Here is a 13,351-nt window from a genome sequence, read left to right on the forward strand (position 1 = left end):
GGCGTTCCCTACTTGATCCGCAGCTTCTTCATGAGCTTCACGCCGGTCGCCATGTAGTCGGCGAACTTGTCGTAGCCGATGGCACCCGGGGGCTCCAGGTCCATGAAGTGCTGACTCGCGACCGTCTGCGCCTCGGTGAACTTCAGCAGGCCCTCGGACCCGTGACGGCGTCCCACACCGGACTGCTTCATCCCGCCCATCGGGGCGTCGTACGAGGCGTACGCCGCGCCGTACCCGTCGTTGACGTTCACCGTCCCCGCCTGGATGCGGGCGGCGAGACGGCGGCCCCGCGCGGGGTTCTTCGTCCACACCGACGCGTTCAGCCCGTAGGACGTGTCGTTGGCGCGGGCGACGACCTCGTCCTCGTCCCGGTACTTGTAGACCGCGACGACGGGGCCGAACGTCTCGTTCGCGCACAGGTCCATGTCACCGTTGACGTCGGCGAGGATGGTCGGCTCGTAGAACAGCGGGCCGATGTCGGGACGGGCCTTGCCTCCGGCGAGGACGGTCGCGCCCTTCTCGACCGCCTGGTCGACGTGCCGTGTCACCGCGTCCAGCTGGCGTTCGAAGGTCAGCGAGCCCATGTCGGCGCCGAAGTCGAGGCCGGCGCCGAGCTTCATGCCCTCGACCAGCTCGGCGAACCGCGGGACGAACCTGTCGTAGATGTCCTCGTGCACGTACAGCCGCTCGATCGAGATGCACAGCTGCCCGGCATTGGTGAAGCACGCGCGGACGGCGCCGCGCGCGGTGCGCTCGACGTCGGCGTCCGGCATGACGATCATCGGGTTCTTGCCGCCCAGCTCCAGCGAGTAGGCGACCAGCCGCGGCGCGACCCTCTCGGCGATGGCCCGCCCGCCGCGCGTCGACCCGGTGAACGAGACGTAGTCGGCGTCATCGACCAGCGGGTCGCCGATCTCGGACGGCTCGCCGACGACGATCTGCCACAGGTCGCGCGGCAGCCCGAGAGAGATCAGCAGATCCAGGATCCACAGGCTGGACAGGCACGTCTGGGTGTCCGGCTTGTGGATCACCGCGTTGCCCGCCATCAGCGCCGGCGCGATGTCGCTGGCGCCGAGCGCGAACGGATAGTTCCACGGTGCGATCAGCGCGACGACGCCCTTCGGGTGCCGCAGCTCCTGGACGCGTGTCAGGCCCGGCATCATCCCCTGGCGGCGCCGCGGCTTCAGCAGCTTCGGGGCCCGCCGCGCGTAGTGGAGCGAGCACAGCGCCACGTCGAGGAACTCCTCCATCGCGTGGCGGCGCGCCTTGCCCGTCTCCAGCTGGATGATGTCGAGGATCTCCTCGCGCCGGTCGACCAGGGCGTCCGGCAGCCGCAGGAACGGCTTGACCCGCTCGCCCGCGGGCAGCGCCGCCCAGGCCCGCTGCGCCCTCCGGGCACGCTCGTAGGCGGCGCGGACATCGTCCGCGCCGGCGAGCGGGACGGTCGCGAGGGGCTCACCGGTGAACGGGCCGGGGATCGTCGCGGTCTCGGCGCCGTCCGAGGCGACATGGGAGACCAGCCGGTCGATCAGGGTCTGGGGGAGCTTCTGCTCTGCCGCGCCTTTGGCAGGGACGGTCGGGGATGCCATGCAGGCAGGGTATGACCACCCGCCCACCCTTGGCTACCCGCAAGTAACGCGCTACTTGCAGTGATATGCCCCACCTGGATCCGTAATCTCCGGCCCGCATTGACGACGCATCCCGAAGGGACCGTTCCAAGCCAGGCGGAGTTGCGCAACTCGCGGAATGACCATGTCCGGGCGGTGTATCCCGAAGAGCAGAGAGAGAATCTCGGCGCGCGACCGCCGCCCGGGCGTCCGCTGCCGCGCGCCCGGAGCCGGGGCCGCGCGCCGCCGCACACGGAGGGGAACACCACATGACGGACGCCCACGGCGGCGAGCGGACCGAGGGCGGCCCGGACGGGACGAGCGGCCTTCGTCCCCCGCGGCCGCCAGACGGCAGCCCCCGGCCGCGCCGGGACAGGCGCGAGCAGACCCGCACCGCCCTGCTCACCGCCGCCGCGCGCCTCTGGGCCGACCGCGGCATCCACGGCGCCTCACTCGACGACATCGCCGCGGCCGCCGGCCTCACCAAGGGCGCGGTCTACTCCAACTTCGCCGGCAAAACCGATCTGCTGCTCGCCCTGATGGAACGCATCACCGGCGACCTCACCCGGACCGACGTCTGCGAGGAACTCCACGCCGCCGCGCAGGACGCCGATCCGGCCGGCCGCTCGTCCGCACGCCACGACGCCGACGACGGCCCCCGCCGGCTCACCCTCCTCCTCGTCGAGTTCTGGCTCTACGGCATGCGCGACTACGCCGCGGGCTGGCGCATCGCCGACTGGTACGCCGAGCGCCGCGCCCAGCTCGCCGGCGAACTCGAACCCGCCGACGACGACCCGGCACCCGGCGACCCGGCACCCGACGGGCTGGCACCCGGCGACCGGGCCACCCTCACCATGGCCCTCGACTTCGGCGTCGCCTTCCAGCACCTCCTGGACCCCGCCCGAGTCCCCGCCGACCTCTACAGAACCGGCAAGACCCTGATGCGACGCCGCGAACCCTGACCCCGCCCCGAGGCGGGGCCGGCGGCGTTACGGAGTGGCGGTGGGGACGATGTCCGGGGCGCCCCGGCGGTGGGCGTCGGCCTCCTGGTCGTCTTCCTGGGTCTGGGAGGCGCGTTCGGCCTCGACGCGCTTGCGGTAGTACTCGATCTCGCGGTCGCGCTGCTTCTTGGACCAGCCGAGGACGGGGGCGAGAAGGTCGGCGGCCTCCTGGGCGACCCCGACGCCGCGGTCCCACGTCTCGATGGAGATGCGGGTGCGGCGGGCGAGGACGTCGTTGAGGTGACGGGCACCCTCGTGGGTGGCGGCGTAGACGACCTCGGCGCGGAGGTAGTCGTCGGCGCCGCCCAGCGGCTTGGCGAGGTCGGGCTTGTCGGAGACCAGTTCGAGCAGGTCGTCCAGGAGCGTCCCGTAGCGGCGGAGGAGGTGCTCGATGCGGGCGACGTGCAGGCCGGAGCGGGCGGCGAGGCGGTGGCGGGCGTTCCACATCGCCTGGAAGCCGTCGCCGCCGACGAGCGGGATGCGGTCGGTGCACGATTCCGCGACCTTGCCGTCGAGGCCGTGGGCGACGGCGTCGATGGCGTCCTTGGCCATCACGCGGTACGTGGTGTACTTGCCGCCCGCCACCAGGACCAGGCCCGGAACGGGGTGCGCGACGACGTGCTCACGGGAGAGCTTGGAGGTCTCCTCGGTCTCGCCGGTGAGCAGCGGGCGCAGGCCCGCGTAGACGCCCTCCACGTCGTCGTGGGTGAGCGGGGTGTTGAGGACGGCGTTGACGTGATCCAGGATGTAGTCGATGTCGGCCTTGGACGCCGCCGGGTGGGCCCTGTCGAGATCCCAGGCGGTGTCGGTCGTCCCGATGATCCAATGGCGTCCCCACGGGATGACGAACAGCACCGACTTCTCGGTGCGCAGGATGATCCCGGTCGAGGAGTGGATGCGGTCCTTCGGCACGACGAGGTGGATGCCCTTGGACGCCTTCACGTGGATCTGCCCGCGTCCGCCGACGAGTTCCTGGATGTCGTCCGTCCACACGCCGGTGGCGTTGACGACCTGCTTCGCGCGGACCTCGCTGGTCGTGTTGCCCTCCAGGTCGCGGATGCGCAGCCCGGTGACCCGCTCGCCCTCGCGCAGGAAGCCGAGGCACTGGGTGCGGGACGCGATCTGGGCTCCGTACTCCGCGGCCGTCCGCAGCACCGTCATGACGTACCGGGCGTCGTCGACCTGCGCGTCCCAGTACTGGATCGCGCCGGTGAAGGAGTCCTTGCGGAGGGACGGCGCGAGCCGCAGCGCGCCGCGCCGGGTCAGGTGCCGGTGGTGCGGGACGCCCCGGGTGCTCCCCATCTGGAGCGAGAGCAGGTCGTAGAGCGCCACGCCGGCGCCGAAGTACGCGCGCTCCCACACGTGGTGCGTCGTCGGCAGCAGGAACGGGACGGGCCGCACCAGGTGCGGCGCGATCTGCTGCAGCAGCAGGCTCCGTTCGGTCAGCGCCTCCCGGACCAGGTCGAAGTTGTACTGCTCCAGGTACCGCAGCCCGCCGTGGATCAGCTTGGACGAGCGGGACGACGTCCCCGACGCGAAGTCGCGCGCCTCGACCACCGCGACCGACAGTCCCCGGGTGGCCGCGTCGAGCGCCGCCCCGGCGCCCACGATGCCGCCGCCGACGACGACCACGTCGAACTCCTCGCGGGCCATGCGGTCGAGCGCCACCGCTCGCTCCGCCGGACCCAGCCGGGAGCTTCCAAGGCCGGTCACCGGTGATCCCGTCATCGCGCATCCCCCCACAGCGGTTCGGTTTCCGAACGGTTCCTACCCAAGAGTAGGGACGGGTCCACCCTGGAAACGACCGATTCGTAGTGGGTTCGCTCTCAGTCGGTGGACCGGCGGGGGGCCACCACGACCTGTACCCGCTGGAACTCCTTCAACTCCGTGTAGCCGGAGGTCGCCATCGCGCGGCGCAGCGCCCCGATGAGGTTCATGGAGCCGTCCGCGACATGGGACGGCCCGTGCAGGATCTGCTCCATCGTCCCGATCGTCCCGAGCTCCAGGCGGGTGCCGCGCGGAACATCGCCGTGGTGCGCCTCGCTGCCCCAGTGGTAGCCGCGCCCGGGCGCCTCGGTGGAACGGGCGAACGGGGAGCCGACCATCACGGCGTCGGACCCGCAGGCGAACGCCTTGGCGATGTCGCCGCTGTTCACCATGCCGCCGTCGGCGATCACATGCACGTAGCGGCCGCCGGACTCGTCCATGTAGTCGCGGCGGGCGGCGGCGACGTCCGCGACCGCGGTGGCCATCGGCACCGCCACGCCGAGGACGGTCCGGGTCGTGTGCCCGGAGCCGCCGCCGAACCCGACCAGCACGCCGGCCGCCCCGGTGCGCATCAGGTGCAGCGCGGCCGTGTAGGTGGAGCAGCCGCCGACGATGACGGGGACGTCGAGGTCGTAGATGAACTGCTTGAGGTTCAGCGGCTCGGCCCGTCCCGACACGTGCTCGGCCGAAACGGTCGTCCCGCGGATCACGAACAGGTCGACGCCCGCGTCGATGACGGCCTTGTGGAACTGGGCGGTGCGCTGCGGCGACAGCGCCGCCGCGACCGTCACCCCCGCCTCGCGGACCTCCTCGATCCGGCGGCCGATCAGCTCCTCCCTGATCGGCTCGGAGTAGATCTCCTGGAGCCGCTGGGTGGCGCGGACGTCGTCCAGCGAGGCGATCTCGGCGAGCAGCGGCTCGGGGTTCTCGTACCGCGTCCACAGCCCTTCGAGGTCGAGGACGGCGAGGCCGCCGAGCCGTCCGACGGCGATCGCGGTGGCGGGGCTGACGACGCTGTCCATCGGGGCGACGACCAGCGGCATCTCGAAACGGTAGGCGTCGATCTGCCAGGCGACGCTGACCTCCTCGGGATCGCGCGTCCGGCGGGACGGCACGATGCCGATGTCGTCGAAGGCGTACGCCCGGCGGCCGCTCTTGCCACGGCCGATCTCCACCTCAGCAGCCACTGCGCCCTTCTTCCACGTGATCGGTGTTCCCGCAGGCGGCGGTAACAAGCCCCGAAGAGCTTACGTCAGCCCCCACGGGGACGTGACCCGCGGCGGCACGACCGGCGCGACGGGAGAGGGCGGCGGTCAGCGGCCCTGGTAGTTGGGGGCCTCGACCGTCATCTGGATGTCGTGCGGGTGGCTTTCGCGGAGGCCGGCGGCGCTGATGCGCATGAGCTGGCCGCGTTCCTGCAGCTCGGGAATGGTGCGGGTGCCCGCGTACCACATGGACTGGTGCAGACCGCCGACGAGCTGGTGCGCGACGTTGGCGAGCGGACCGCGGTAGGGGACCTGGCCCTCGACGCCCTCGGGGATCAGCTTCTCCTCGGCGGTGACGTCGGCCTGCGCGTAGCGGTCCTTGGAGAAGGAGGCACCGCGCTCGCGGTTGCGCATCGCGCCGAGCGAGCCCATGCCGCGGTACGACTTGTACTGCTTGCCGTGGACGAAGATCAGCTCGCCCGGGGACTCCTCGATGCCGGCGAGGAGGCTGCCGAGCATCACCGTGTCGGCACCCGCGACCAGGGCCTTGGCGATGTCGCCGGAGTACTGCAGGCCGCCGTCCCCGATCACCGGGACCCCGGCCTCCTTCGCCGCGCGCGCCGACTCGAAGATCGCGGTGATCTGCGGGACGCCGACGCCGGCGACGATGCGGGTGGTGCAGATCGAGCCCGGTCCGACGCCGACCTTGATCGCGTCGGCGCCGGCGTCCACCAGGACCTTCGCGCCCGCGTAGGTGGCGACGTTGCCGCCGACGACCTGGACGGACGAGTTCCCCTTGACCGCGGCGATCGTGTCGGCCACGCCCTTGGAGTGCCCGTGCGCCGTGTCCACGATGATCACGTCGGTGCCGGCCTCGATGAGGGCCCGGGCGCGGCGGATGGCGTCGTCGCCGACGCCGACGGCCGCGGCGACGAGCAGCCGGCCGTCCGCGTCCTTGGTGGAGTCGGGGTACTGCTCGCTCTTGGTGAAGTCCTTGGTGGTGATCAGGCCGTTGAGCCGGCCGTCGGCGTCCACGATCGGGAGCTTCTCCACCTTGTTGCCCGCCAGCAGCCGGAACGCGTCGTCCCGCGACACGCCCACCGGCGCGGTGATCAGGGGCATCGGCGTCATGACCTCGCGCACCGGACGGGTCAGGTCCGACTCGAAGCGCATGTCGCGGTTCGTCACGATGCCGACCAGCACGCCCCGCACGTCGGTGACCGGCACGCCCGAGATGCGGTAGCGGGCGCAGAGCTCCTCGACGTCGGCGAGGGTCGCGTCCGGGAGGCAGGTGACCGGGTTGGTGATCATCCCGGACTCGGACCGCTTGACCCGATCGGCCTCCTCGGCCTGCTCCTCGATCGACATGTTGCGGTGCAGGACGCCGATGCCGCCCTGCCGCGCCATCGCGATCGCCGTCCGGGACTCGGTGACGGTGTCCATCGCCGCCGAGACGAGCGGGATCCGCAGCGAGATGTCGCGGGTGAGCCGGGTCGTGGTGTCGGCCTCGCCGGGCTGCAGGTCGGAGTAGCCCGGCAGCAGGAGCACGTCGTCGAAGGTCAGGCCCTGCGGAAGGAACTTGTCGGGCTCGGCGGCGGGGATCATGACAACCTTCCCGTGGTGGTGGCGGGCATCGGGCCAGGTCACGTGGACCCTGTTCCCATGGTAGGGGCTGGGCCCACGGCCGGACGGGCTCTTGCGCACGGCGGGGACGTGGTCTTGATGACACCTCGCAACAAGCAGAACGGTCCTGTACATTCCCGGCTTCCGCGCACGCCGCGTGAATGTTCGCGCACGGATTCGCGCAAGGAGGAGACCGGGGGTGCACCTGCCGGGGCGTCCCGCAGTAGCGTGGGGGTGTGCACGACGACGCACCGCTCGACCCCTTCGCCGGGGATCCGGAGGATCCGGCGGCGGCGCTCGGCGACCCGGACGACACCGCTCCGCTCAGCGTGACGGAGCGGGAGGACGTGCTGGCCGACCTCGCCGACCTGGAGGTCTTCCGTGCACTGCTGGAGCCGCTCGGAGTGCGCGGCCTCACCGTCGACTGCGGCGACTGCGGCAAGCTCCACTACATCGACTGGGACCTGCTGCACGGCAACCTGCGCCACCTGCTGGACCAGGGCCTCCCCCGCGTGCACGAGCCCGCCCTCTCCCCCGACCCCGTCGACTACGTGAGCTGGGAGTACGCCCGCGGCTACGTCGACGGCGTGATCGACAGCGAAGAGGGCCGCGACGAGAACTAGCCGCCGGGGGGCTGGTCGCCGAGGGCGCGTTTCCGCGCTTCCCGGCGCAGGTCGTCCAGGCGACTGCGGGCGTCGTCCTCGCGGGCGGTGTCGGGTCTTGTGGAAGGGGCGGAGTTCACCGCCGGAGCGGGGTCCCTTTCGGGACGGCGCGGGATCGCGCGTTCCAGACGACGCTTGATGCGCCCGGGGTCAGGGGAGCCGGACTGCTTGCGCGCCGTGGGGCCCCCGGGTTCCGGCGCCGGGCGGACGGGAGACCGCTTACGGCCGCGAAGGTCCGCGTCCGTGTCCGCGGTGGCCCGGTCCGCGTCGTCCGACACGCCGGACGTGCTCGGCGCCGGGGAGGCGGCGGTGCGGTCGGCGACGCCGCCGCCCGCCGCCGCGACGCCGCTGCTGGCGAGGACGGCACCGGCCACTCCCAGGGCGACGATGGTGCGCGGCCCGCGGCGGCGAGGGCCGGACGGCGGGGGCGGGGCGGTCTCGGGACCGGGGTCCTGGTCGTCCACGTCGGTGATCAGTGCGCCCAGCAGCCGTACGGCCGGGTCGCGGTCGTCGGCGCGCCCAGGGTCGGGGAGGCGGGGGCGGCCGGTCTCAGGACGGGCCGCGGAACCGGCGGCGCGCCGCGCCAGCGACTCGATGAGCTCGTCCGTGCGGCGCACCGCGCCGAGATCGGCCGGAAGGCCCGTGGCCGGCGCCGGGGAGTCGCCGGGAGGGGAGTCGCCGGGATGCGAAGGCTCGGCCGGATTCGGGGCGCCCTGCAGGCCGGTGAGGGGGCCTCGCTCCGTCAAGCGATCGACTCCTCTCTGGCCATCGCGCGGAGCCGGGCGAGCGCCCGGTGCTGCGCGACGCGTACCGCCCCCGCGGACATGCCCAGCACGTTACCGGTCTCCTCCGCCGACAGGCCCGCGACGACGCGCAGCAGCACCAGTTCGCGCTGGTGCTCGGGCAGCCGGGTGAGCAGGTCGCGGGCGCGCTGCGCCTCGATGTAGCGCACCACCGTCTCCTCGGGCCCCGGACGGTCGTCCGGGCCGTCCGGCAGGTCCTCGGTGGGCACCGCCGCGCGGACCGCGCTGCGCAGCGCGTCCGCGATCTTGTGCGCGGCGATGCCGAAGACGAACGACGCGAACGGACGGCCCATGTCCCGGTAGCGGGGCAGGGCCGACAGGACGGCGATGCAGACCTCCTGGGCCACGTCGTCGGCGATGTGGTACTGCCCCGAGACCCGTCCGAGCCGGGCCCGGCAGTACCGGACGATCATGGGGCGGACCTCGGCGATGAGCCCCTCGATGGCGCCCGGATCGCCCTGCACGGCGCGGTTCGTCAGCTCCTTGAGGTCGCCGTCGCCCGCGTCCGCCGCGCGCAGCGCGCGGGCCGGTGGAGGCGCCGGTCCTCCCGAGGGTTCGGCAGCGCGCGCGGTCATGGTCCCGGCGTAGCATCCCTCGGTCACGTCAAGCATGATGCCCAGCACCCCCGGGCGTGTCTCCACTGTCCTCTACAACGGAATGGTCACAGTGCGGGAATGACCCTGCGAATACTACGCAGCGTGATCGCAATGATGCCAGATGTCGTGAAATCTGCCCGGCGGGCACGAGTCTTCACGGGAGCCGGGATCTCCGAAACGGGCGAGACCCCCGCCCGGATGGACGGGGGTCTCGCCGACGCGCTCCGGACGGAGGACCGTCCGGGAGGCCGATCTCAGTGGCCGTGCCCGTGGCCGTGCCCGTGACCGCCGCCGGCGGCCTCCTCGGGCTCCTCCGGCTTGTCGACCACGAGCGCCTCGGTGGTGAGCAGCATGCCCGCGATGGAGGCGGCGTTGGTGACCGCCGAACGCGTGACCTTCACCGGGTCGATGACGCCCTGGGCGATCAGGTCGCCGTACTCGTTCGTCGCGGCGTTGAAGCCGTGGCCGGACTGCAGGGCCTGCACCTTGGAGACGACGACGTAGCCCTCCTGGCCGGCGTTCTCGGAGATCCAGCGGAGCGGCTCCGGCAGCGCGCGGCGGACCGCCTCGGCGCCGGTGGCCTCGTCGCCGGACAGGCCGAGGGTGTCGAAGCCCTCCTTGGCGACGTGCACCAGCGCGCTGCCGCCGCCGGACACGATGCCCTCCTCGATCGCCGCGCGGGTCGCCGAGATGGCGTCCTCCAGGCGGTGCTTCTTCTCCTTCAGCTCCACCTCGGTGGCGGCGCCGACGCGCAGCACGCAGACACCGCCGGCCAGCTTGGCCAGGCGCTCCTGCAGCTTCTCCCGGTCCCAGTCGGAGTCGCTGTTCTCGATCTCGACCTTGATCTGGTTGACCCGGGCGTTGATCTCGTCCGCGGAGCCCTCACCGTCGACGATGGTGGTGGCGTCCTTGGTGACCGTGATCCGGCGGGCGCGGCCGAGGTCCTCCAGCCCGATGGAGTCGAGCTTGAGGCCGATGGCGTCGCTGACGACCTGGCCGCCGGTGAGGGTGGCCATGTCGCCGAGCATCGCCTTGCGGCGGTCGCCGAAGCCGGGCGCCTTGACCGCGACCGACAGGAAGGTGCCGCGGATCTTGTTGGCGACGAGCAGCGCCAGGGCCTCGCCCTCGACGTCCTCGGCCACCACGAGCAGCGGCTTCTTGGTCTGCGCGACCTTCTCGGCCAGCGGCAGGAACTCCTGCACGTTGGAGATCTTGCCGTCCACGATGAGCACGTAGGCGTCCTCCAGGACGGCCTCCATGCGCTCGTGGTCGGTGACCATGTGCGGCGACAGGTAGCCCTTGTCGAACTGGAGGCCCTCGGTGAACTCCAGCTCCAGGCCCATGGTGTGGGCCTCCTCGACGGTGATGACGCCGTCCTTGCCGACCTTCTCGAACGCCTCGGCGATCAGCTCGCCGATCTGCGGGTCCTGCGCGGAGATGGTCGCGACGTGCGCGATCTCGCCCTTCTCCTCGACCTCGCGGGCCGACTTCAGCAGCTGGTCGGAGACGTACTGGGCGGCCGCGTCGATGCCGCGCTTGAGGGCGAGCGGCGACGCGCCGGCCGCCACGTTGCGGGTGCCCTCGCGGACCAGCGCCTGCGCGAGGACGGTCGCCGTGGTGGTGCCGTCGCCCGCGATGTCGTTGGTCTTGGTCGCCACTTCCTTGGCGAGCTGGGCCCCGAGGTTCTCGTAGGGGTCCTCCAGCTCCACCTCGCGGGCGATGGTGACGCCGTCGTTGGTGATCGTCGGCGCGCCGAACTTCTTGTCGATGACGACGTTGCGGCCGCGCGGGCCGATCGTCACCTTGACGGCGTCCGCGAGAGCGTTGACGCCGCGCTCAAGAGCCCGGCGAGCGTCCTCCTCGAACTCCAGGATCTTCGCCATGCGGATACTCCTCTTTCACGCGATCCGCCCCGGCTGGCCCGCCGAAGGCGGCGCCGACCGGGGCGGGTGCATCACGATCTCGGTGATTTACTTCTCGATGACCGCGAGCACGTCGCGGGCCGAGAGAACGAGGTACTCCTCGTTGTTGTACTTGACCTCGGTGCCGCCGTACTTGCTGTAGAGCACGACCTCGCCGACCTTGACGTCGACGGGGACGCGCTCGCCCTTGTCGTCGACGCGACCCGGGCCAACGGCAAGGACGGTGCCCTCCTGGGGCTTCTCCTTGGCGGTGTCCGGGATCACCAGGCCCGACGCGGTGGTGGTCTCGGCCTCAAGCGGCTGGACGACGATGCGGTCCTCAAGCGGCTTGAGAACAACCTTGGTGGCGGTCGTCACGATCTGACCTCCCCTTCGATTGGTCCTCGGCTCGGCCACGGAGTGACCGGCCAGCACATGTGACAGAAGAGGCGACCCTGGACCGGCCTGCCGTCGCGGGTGCCAGACCGACCTTCGTCGCTGTGTTGGCACTCTCGCTAGGAGAGTGCCAGTCATGGAGACTATTCCGTGCCCGTTGACCCGTCAACACGAACACGGACGCACCACCAGTGAACCTCAGCCCACCCAAGGCTGCACTCCGCGTCCCTCTGGACGGGGAGGATGTCGGCCTATGGACATCGCGTCGCTACAGAGTCTTCTCACTACCTCCGGCCAGGCGGTTCTCGACGAGGCCTCCGGCGCGGACGTGAGCGAGGACAATCTGCTGGCGACGTCGTCCCGGCTACGCAAGAGGCATGATCCCGCGCTGGTTTCGGCGGCGCTCACGCAGGTGCGGTTGCGGCAGCGGGCGCGGGTCAAGTTCGGCGCGGACGCCGACCGTATGTACTTCACCCCAGCGGGGCTGGAGCAGGCGACCCGGGCGAGTGTGGCGGCCTACCGTGCGGGACGGTTCGCGGACCGCCTGCCTGGCGCGCGTGTGCTGGAACTGGGGTGCGGCATAGGGGCCGACCTCATCGCCCGAGCGCGCGCGGGGCTCTCCGGGGAGGGCGTGGACCTCGACCCACTGACGGTCGAGGTGGCGCGGGCCAACGTGACCGCTTTCGGATTGAACGCCGCCGTCCGGGTGGGTGATGCGACCGAGGCGGACCCGTCAGGCTTCGATGCGGTCTTCGCCGATCCCGGACGCCGTACAGCGCGAGGCCGGGTCTTCGACCCTCGTTCGTACGAGCCGCCGCTCGATGTCGTCCTCGACATGGCCCACCGGGTGCCCGCCGCATGCGTGAAGGTCGCACCTGGCATCCCTCATGAGGCCGTCCCGGCCCACGCGGAGGCCGAATGGGTGTCGGTCAACGGCGACGTGAAGGAAGCCGCTCTGTGGCTCGGCGACCTCGCCGGCGACGTGGATCGGCGGGCCACTCTGCTCTCGTCCGACGCCGATCCCCAGGTGTGGACGCTGACTCCGCGAGGGCTGGACGTCCCGGACGTGCGTGCATGGGGCCGCTACCTGTACGAGCCAGACGGAGCCGTGATCCGCGCCCATCTGGTCGGCGAGGTCGCAGGGCTGGTCGACGGCGGCTTGGCGGACCCGCACATCGCCTACATCACATCGGATGAGCTGCGCCCGACACCGTTCGCCGCCGCCTACGAGATAGAGGACGTGATGCCGTTCTCGGTCAAGCGGCTGCGCGCGGAGCTGCGCCGCCGCGAGGTCGGTGTGCTGACGGTCAAGAAACGCGGCTCCGCCGTCGACGTCGACCGGCTCCGCCGCGATCTCGGCTTCGGCGGACGCCGCCCGGGACGCGGCGCGAACGAGCTGACCCTGGTGGTGACGCGTGTCGGACGCGATCCGGTCGCGCTGCTCACCCGCCCGGTCCCGGCGGTCTGACCCGCCCGGGGGGAGCGGCCGGCCGGCAACCTGCCCAAAGATCTTCCACTCGGCGGGGCATCACAAAGGGGGGCCGGGCGACGCGCCACGGCGGTGCAAATCATCGGCGTTTTCCGGCATTGCGTTCACCAGCGATTGCGGGCGCCCGGCAAGGGCGCGACGCGGCACGGGAATCGGCGCGCCGCGATCAACATGACCGGAAACACCAAGGCGGGTTCAGCGGCCGGGACTCCGGCGCCCCTTAAAGCCTCCCGAAATTGCCCGGAACCCGCGGCGCGGCATCACCTCCCCGGCACACGCGTCGCCGGGCCGTACCCACCGG

At 71.6% G+C, this 13,351-nt stretch carries 11 protein-coding genes; 3 read left to right on the forward strand and 8 right to left on the reverse strand.

Going from position 1 to position 13,351, the window contains the following annotated elements; all coding sequences use genetic code 11:
- Positions 1–8 precede the first annotated feature (8 nt).
- On the reverse strand, positions 9–1,589 hold the full coding sequence (locus ACQPZP_RS38785) for a succinic semialdehyde dehydrogenase (RefSeq protein WP_433474628.1): 1,581 nt from the start codon (positions 1,587–1,589) through the stop codon (positions 9–11).
- 287 nt (positions 1,590–1,876) lie between these two features.
- On the opposite strand from ACQPZP_RS38785, the gene ACQPZP_RS38790 reads away from it, so the two are divergent.
- Positions 1,877–2,569, forward strand: coding sequence for a TetR/AcrR family transcriptional regulator (locus ACQPZP_RS38790; protein WP_433474629.1), 693 nt, complete (start codon positions 1,877–1,879; stop codon positions 2,567–2,569).
- 27 nt (positions 2,570–2,596) lie between these two features.
- Here the strand turns inward: ACQPZP_RS38790 and glpD are convergent, their stop codons facing one another.
- The 3 genes from glpD to guaB form a co-directional block, all read right to left on the reverse strand.
- Complete coding sequence (gene glpD, locus ACQPZP_RS38795; protein WP_433474630.1) at positions 2,597–4,336, reverse strand: glycerol-3-phosphate dehydrogenase; 1,740 nt, start codon at positions 4,334–4,336, stop codon at positions 2,597–2,599.
- A gap of 98 nt (positions 4,337–4,434) precedes the next feature.
- Entirely contained in the window at positions 4,435–5,550 is a 1,116-nt protein-coding gene (locus ACQPZP_RS38800; protein WP_433479746.1) for a GuaB3 family IMP dehydrogenase-related protein, read from the reverse strand.
- A gap of 138 nt (positions 5,551–5,688) precedes the next feature.
- Complete coding sequence (guaB, locus tag ACQPZP_RS38805) at positions 5,689–7,185, reverse strand: IMP dehydrogenase (protein WP_433479747.1); 1,497 nt, start codon at positions 7,183–7,185, stop codon at positions 5,689–5,691.
- Positions 7,186–7,439: 254 nt separating this feature from the next.
- On the opposite strand from guaB, the gene ACQPZP_RS38810 reads away from it, so the two are divergent.
- On the forward strand, positions 7,440–7,826 hold the full coding sequence (locus tag ACQPZP_RS38810; protein ID WP_433464650.1) for a DUF5319 domain-containing protein: 387 nt from the start codon (positions 7,440–7,442) through the stop codon (positions 7,824–7,826).
- On the opposite strand, the gene ACQPZP_RS38815 is transcribed toward ACQPZP_RS38810, so the two are convergent.
- The 4 genes from ACQPZP_RS38815 to groES all read right to left on the reverse strand — a co-directional run bounded on the left by ACQPZP_RS38815 (position 7,823) and on the right by groES (position 11,543).
- On the reverse strand, positions 7,823–8,611 hold the full coding sequence (locus tag ACQPZP_RS38815) for a hypothetical protein (protein ID WP_433474631.1): 789 nt from the start codon (positions 8,609–8,611) through the stop codon (positions 7,823–7,825). The two genes, ACQPZP_RS38810 and ACQPZP_RS38815, sit on opposite strands and share 4 nt — an antisense overlap.
- On the reverse strand, positions 8,608–9,243 hold the full coding sequence (locus ACQPZP_RS38820; RefSeq protein ID WP_433470146.1) for a sigma-70 family RNA polymerase sigma factor: 636 nt from the start codon (positions 9,241–9,243) through the stop codon (positions 8,608–8,610). The genes ACQPZP_RS38815 and ACQPZP_RS38820 overlap by 4 nt, the downstream gene beginning before the upstream one ends.
- 275 nt (positions 9,244–9,518) lie before the next feature.
- A complete protein-coding gene (gene groL, locus ACQPZP_RS38825; protein ID WP_433474632.1) occupies positions 9,519–11,147 on the reverse strand; it encodes a chaperonin GroEL in 1,629 nt (542 codons plus the stop codon).
- Between the two features lie 87 nt (positions 11,148–11,234).
- Positions 11,235–11,543 (reverse strand): co-chaperone GroES, encoded by a 309-nt coding sequence (groES, locus tag ACQPZP_RS38830; RefSeq protein WP_021594484.1) that lies wholly within the window; start codon positions 11,541–11,543, stop codon positions 11,235–11,237.
- Between the two features lie 271 nt (positions 11,544–11,814).
- Between groES and ACQPZP_RS38835 the strand changes: the two genes are divergently transcribed.
- Positions 11,815–13,029 (forward strand): class I SAM-dependent methyltransferase, encoded by a 1,215-nt coding sequence (locus ACQPZP_RS38835; protein ID WP_433474633.1) that lies wholly within the window; start codon positions 11,815–11,817, stop codon positions 13,027–13,029.
- Positions 13,030–13,351: the final 322 nt, after the last annotated feature.

Origin of the sequence: Spirillospora sp. CA-142024, assembly GCF_050942325.1 — a bacterium.
Classification (GTDB): Bacteria; Actinomycetota; Actinomycetes; order Streptosporangiales; family Streptosporangiaceae; genus Spirillospora.

Coding starts and splice junctions, on each gene's coding strand:
- groL (WP_433474632.1), bottom strand. CDS start 11,147: ATGGCGAAGATCCTGGAGTTCGAGGAGGACGCTCGCCGGGCTCTTGAG.
- ACQPZP_RS38835 (WP_433474633.1), top strand. CDS start 11,815: ATGGACATCGCGTCGCTACAGAGTCTTCTCACTACCTCCGGCCAGGCG.
- ACQPZP_RS38820 (WP_433470146.1), bottom strand. CDS start 9,243: ATGACCGCGCGCGCTGCCGAACCCTCGGGAGGACCGGCGCCTCCACCG.
- guaB (WP_433479747.1), bottom strand. CDS start 7,185: ATGATCCCCGCCGCCGAGCCCGACAAGTTCCTTCCGCAGGGCCTGACC.
- ACQPZP_RS38785 (WP_433474628.1), bottom strand. CDS start 1,589: ATGGCATCCCCGACCGTCCCTGCCAAAGGCGCGGCAGAGCAGAAGCTC.
- ACQPZP_RS38790 (WP_433474629.1), top strand. CDS start 1,877: ATGACGGACGCCCACGGCGGCGAGCGGACCGAGGGCGGCCCGGACGGG.
- glpD (WP_433474630.1), bottom strand. CDS start 4,336: ATGACGGGATCACCGGTGACCGGCCTTGGAAGCTCCCGGCTGGGTCCG.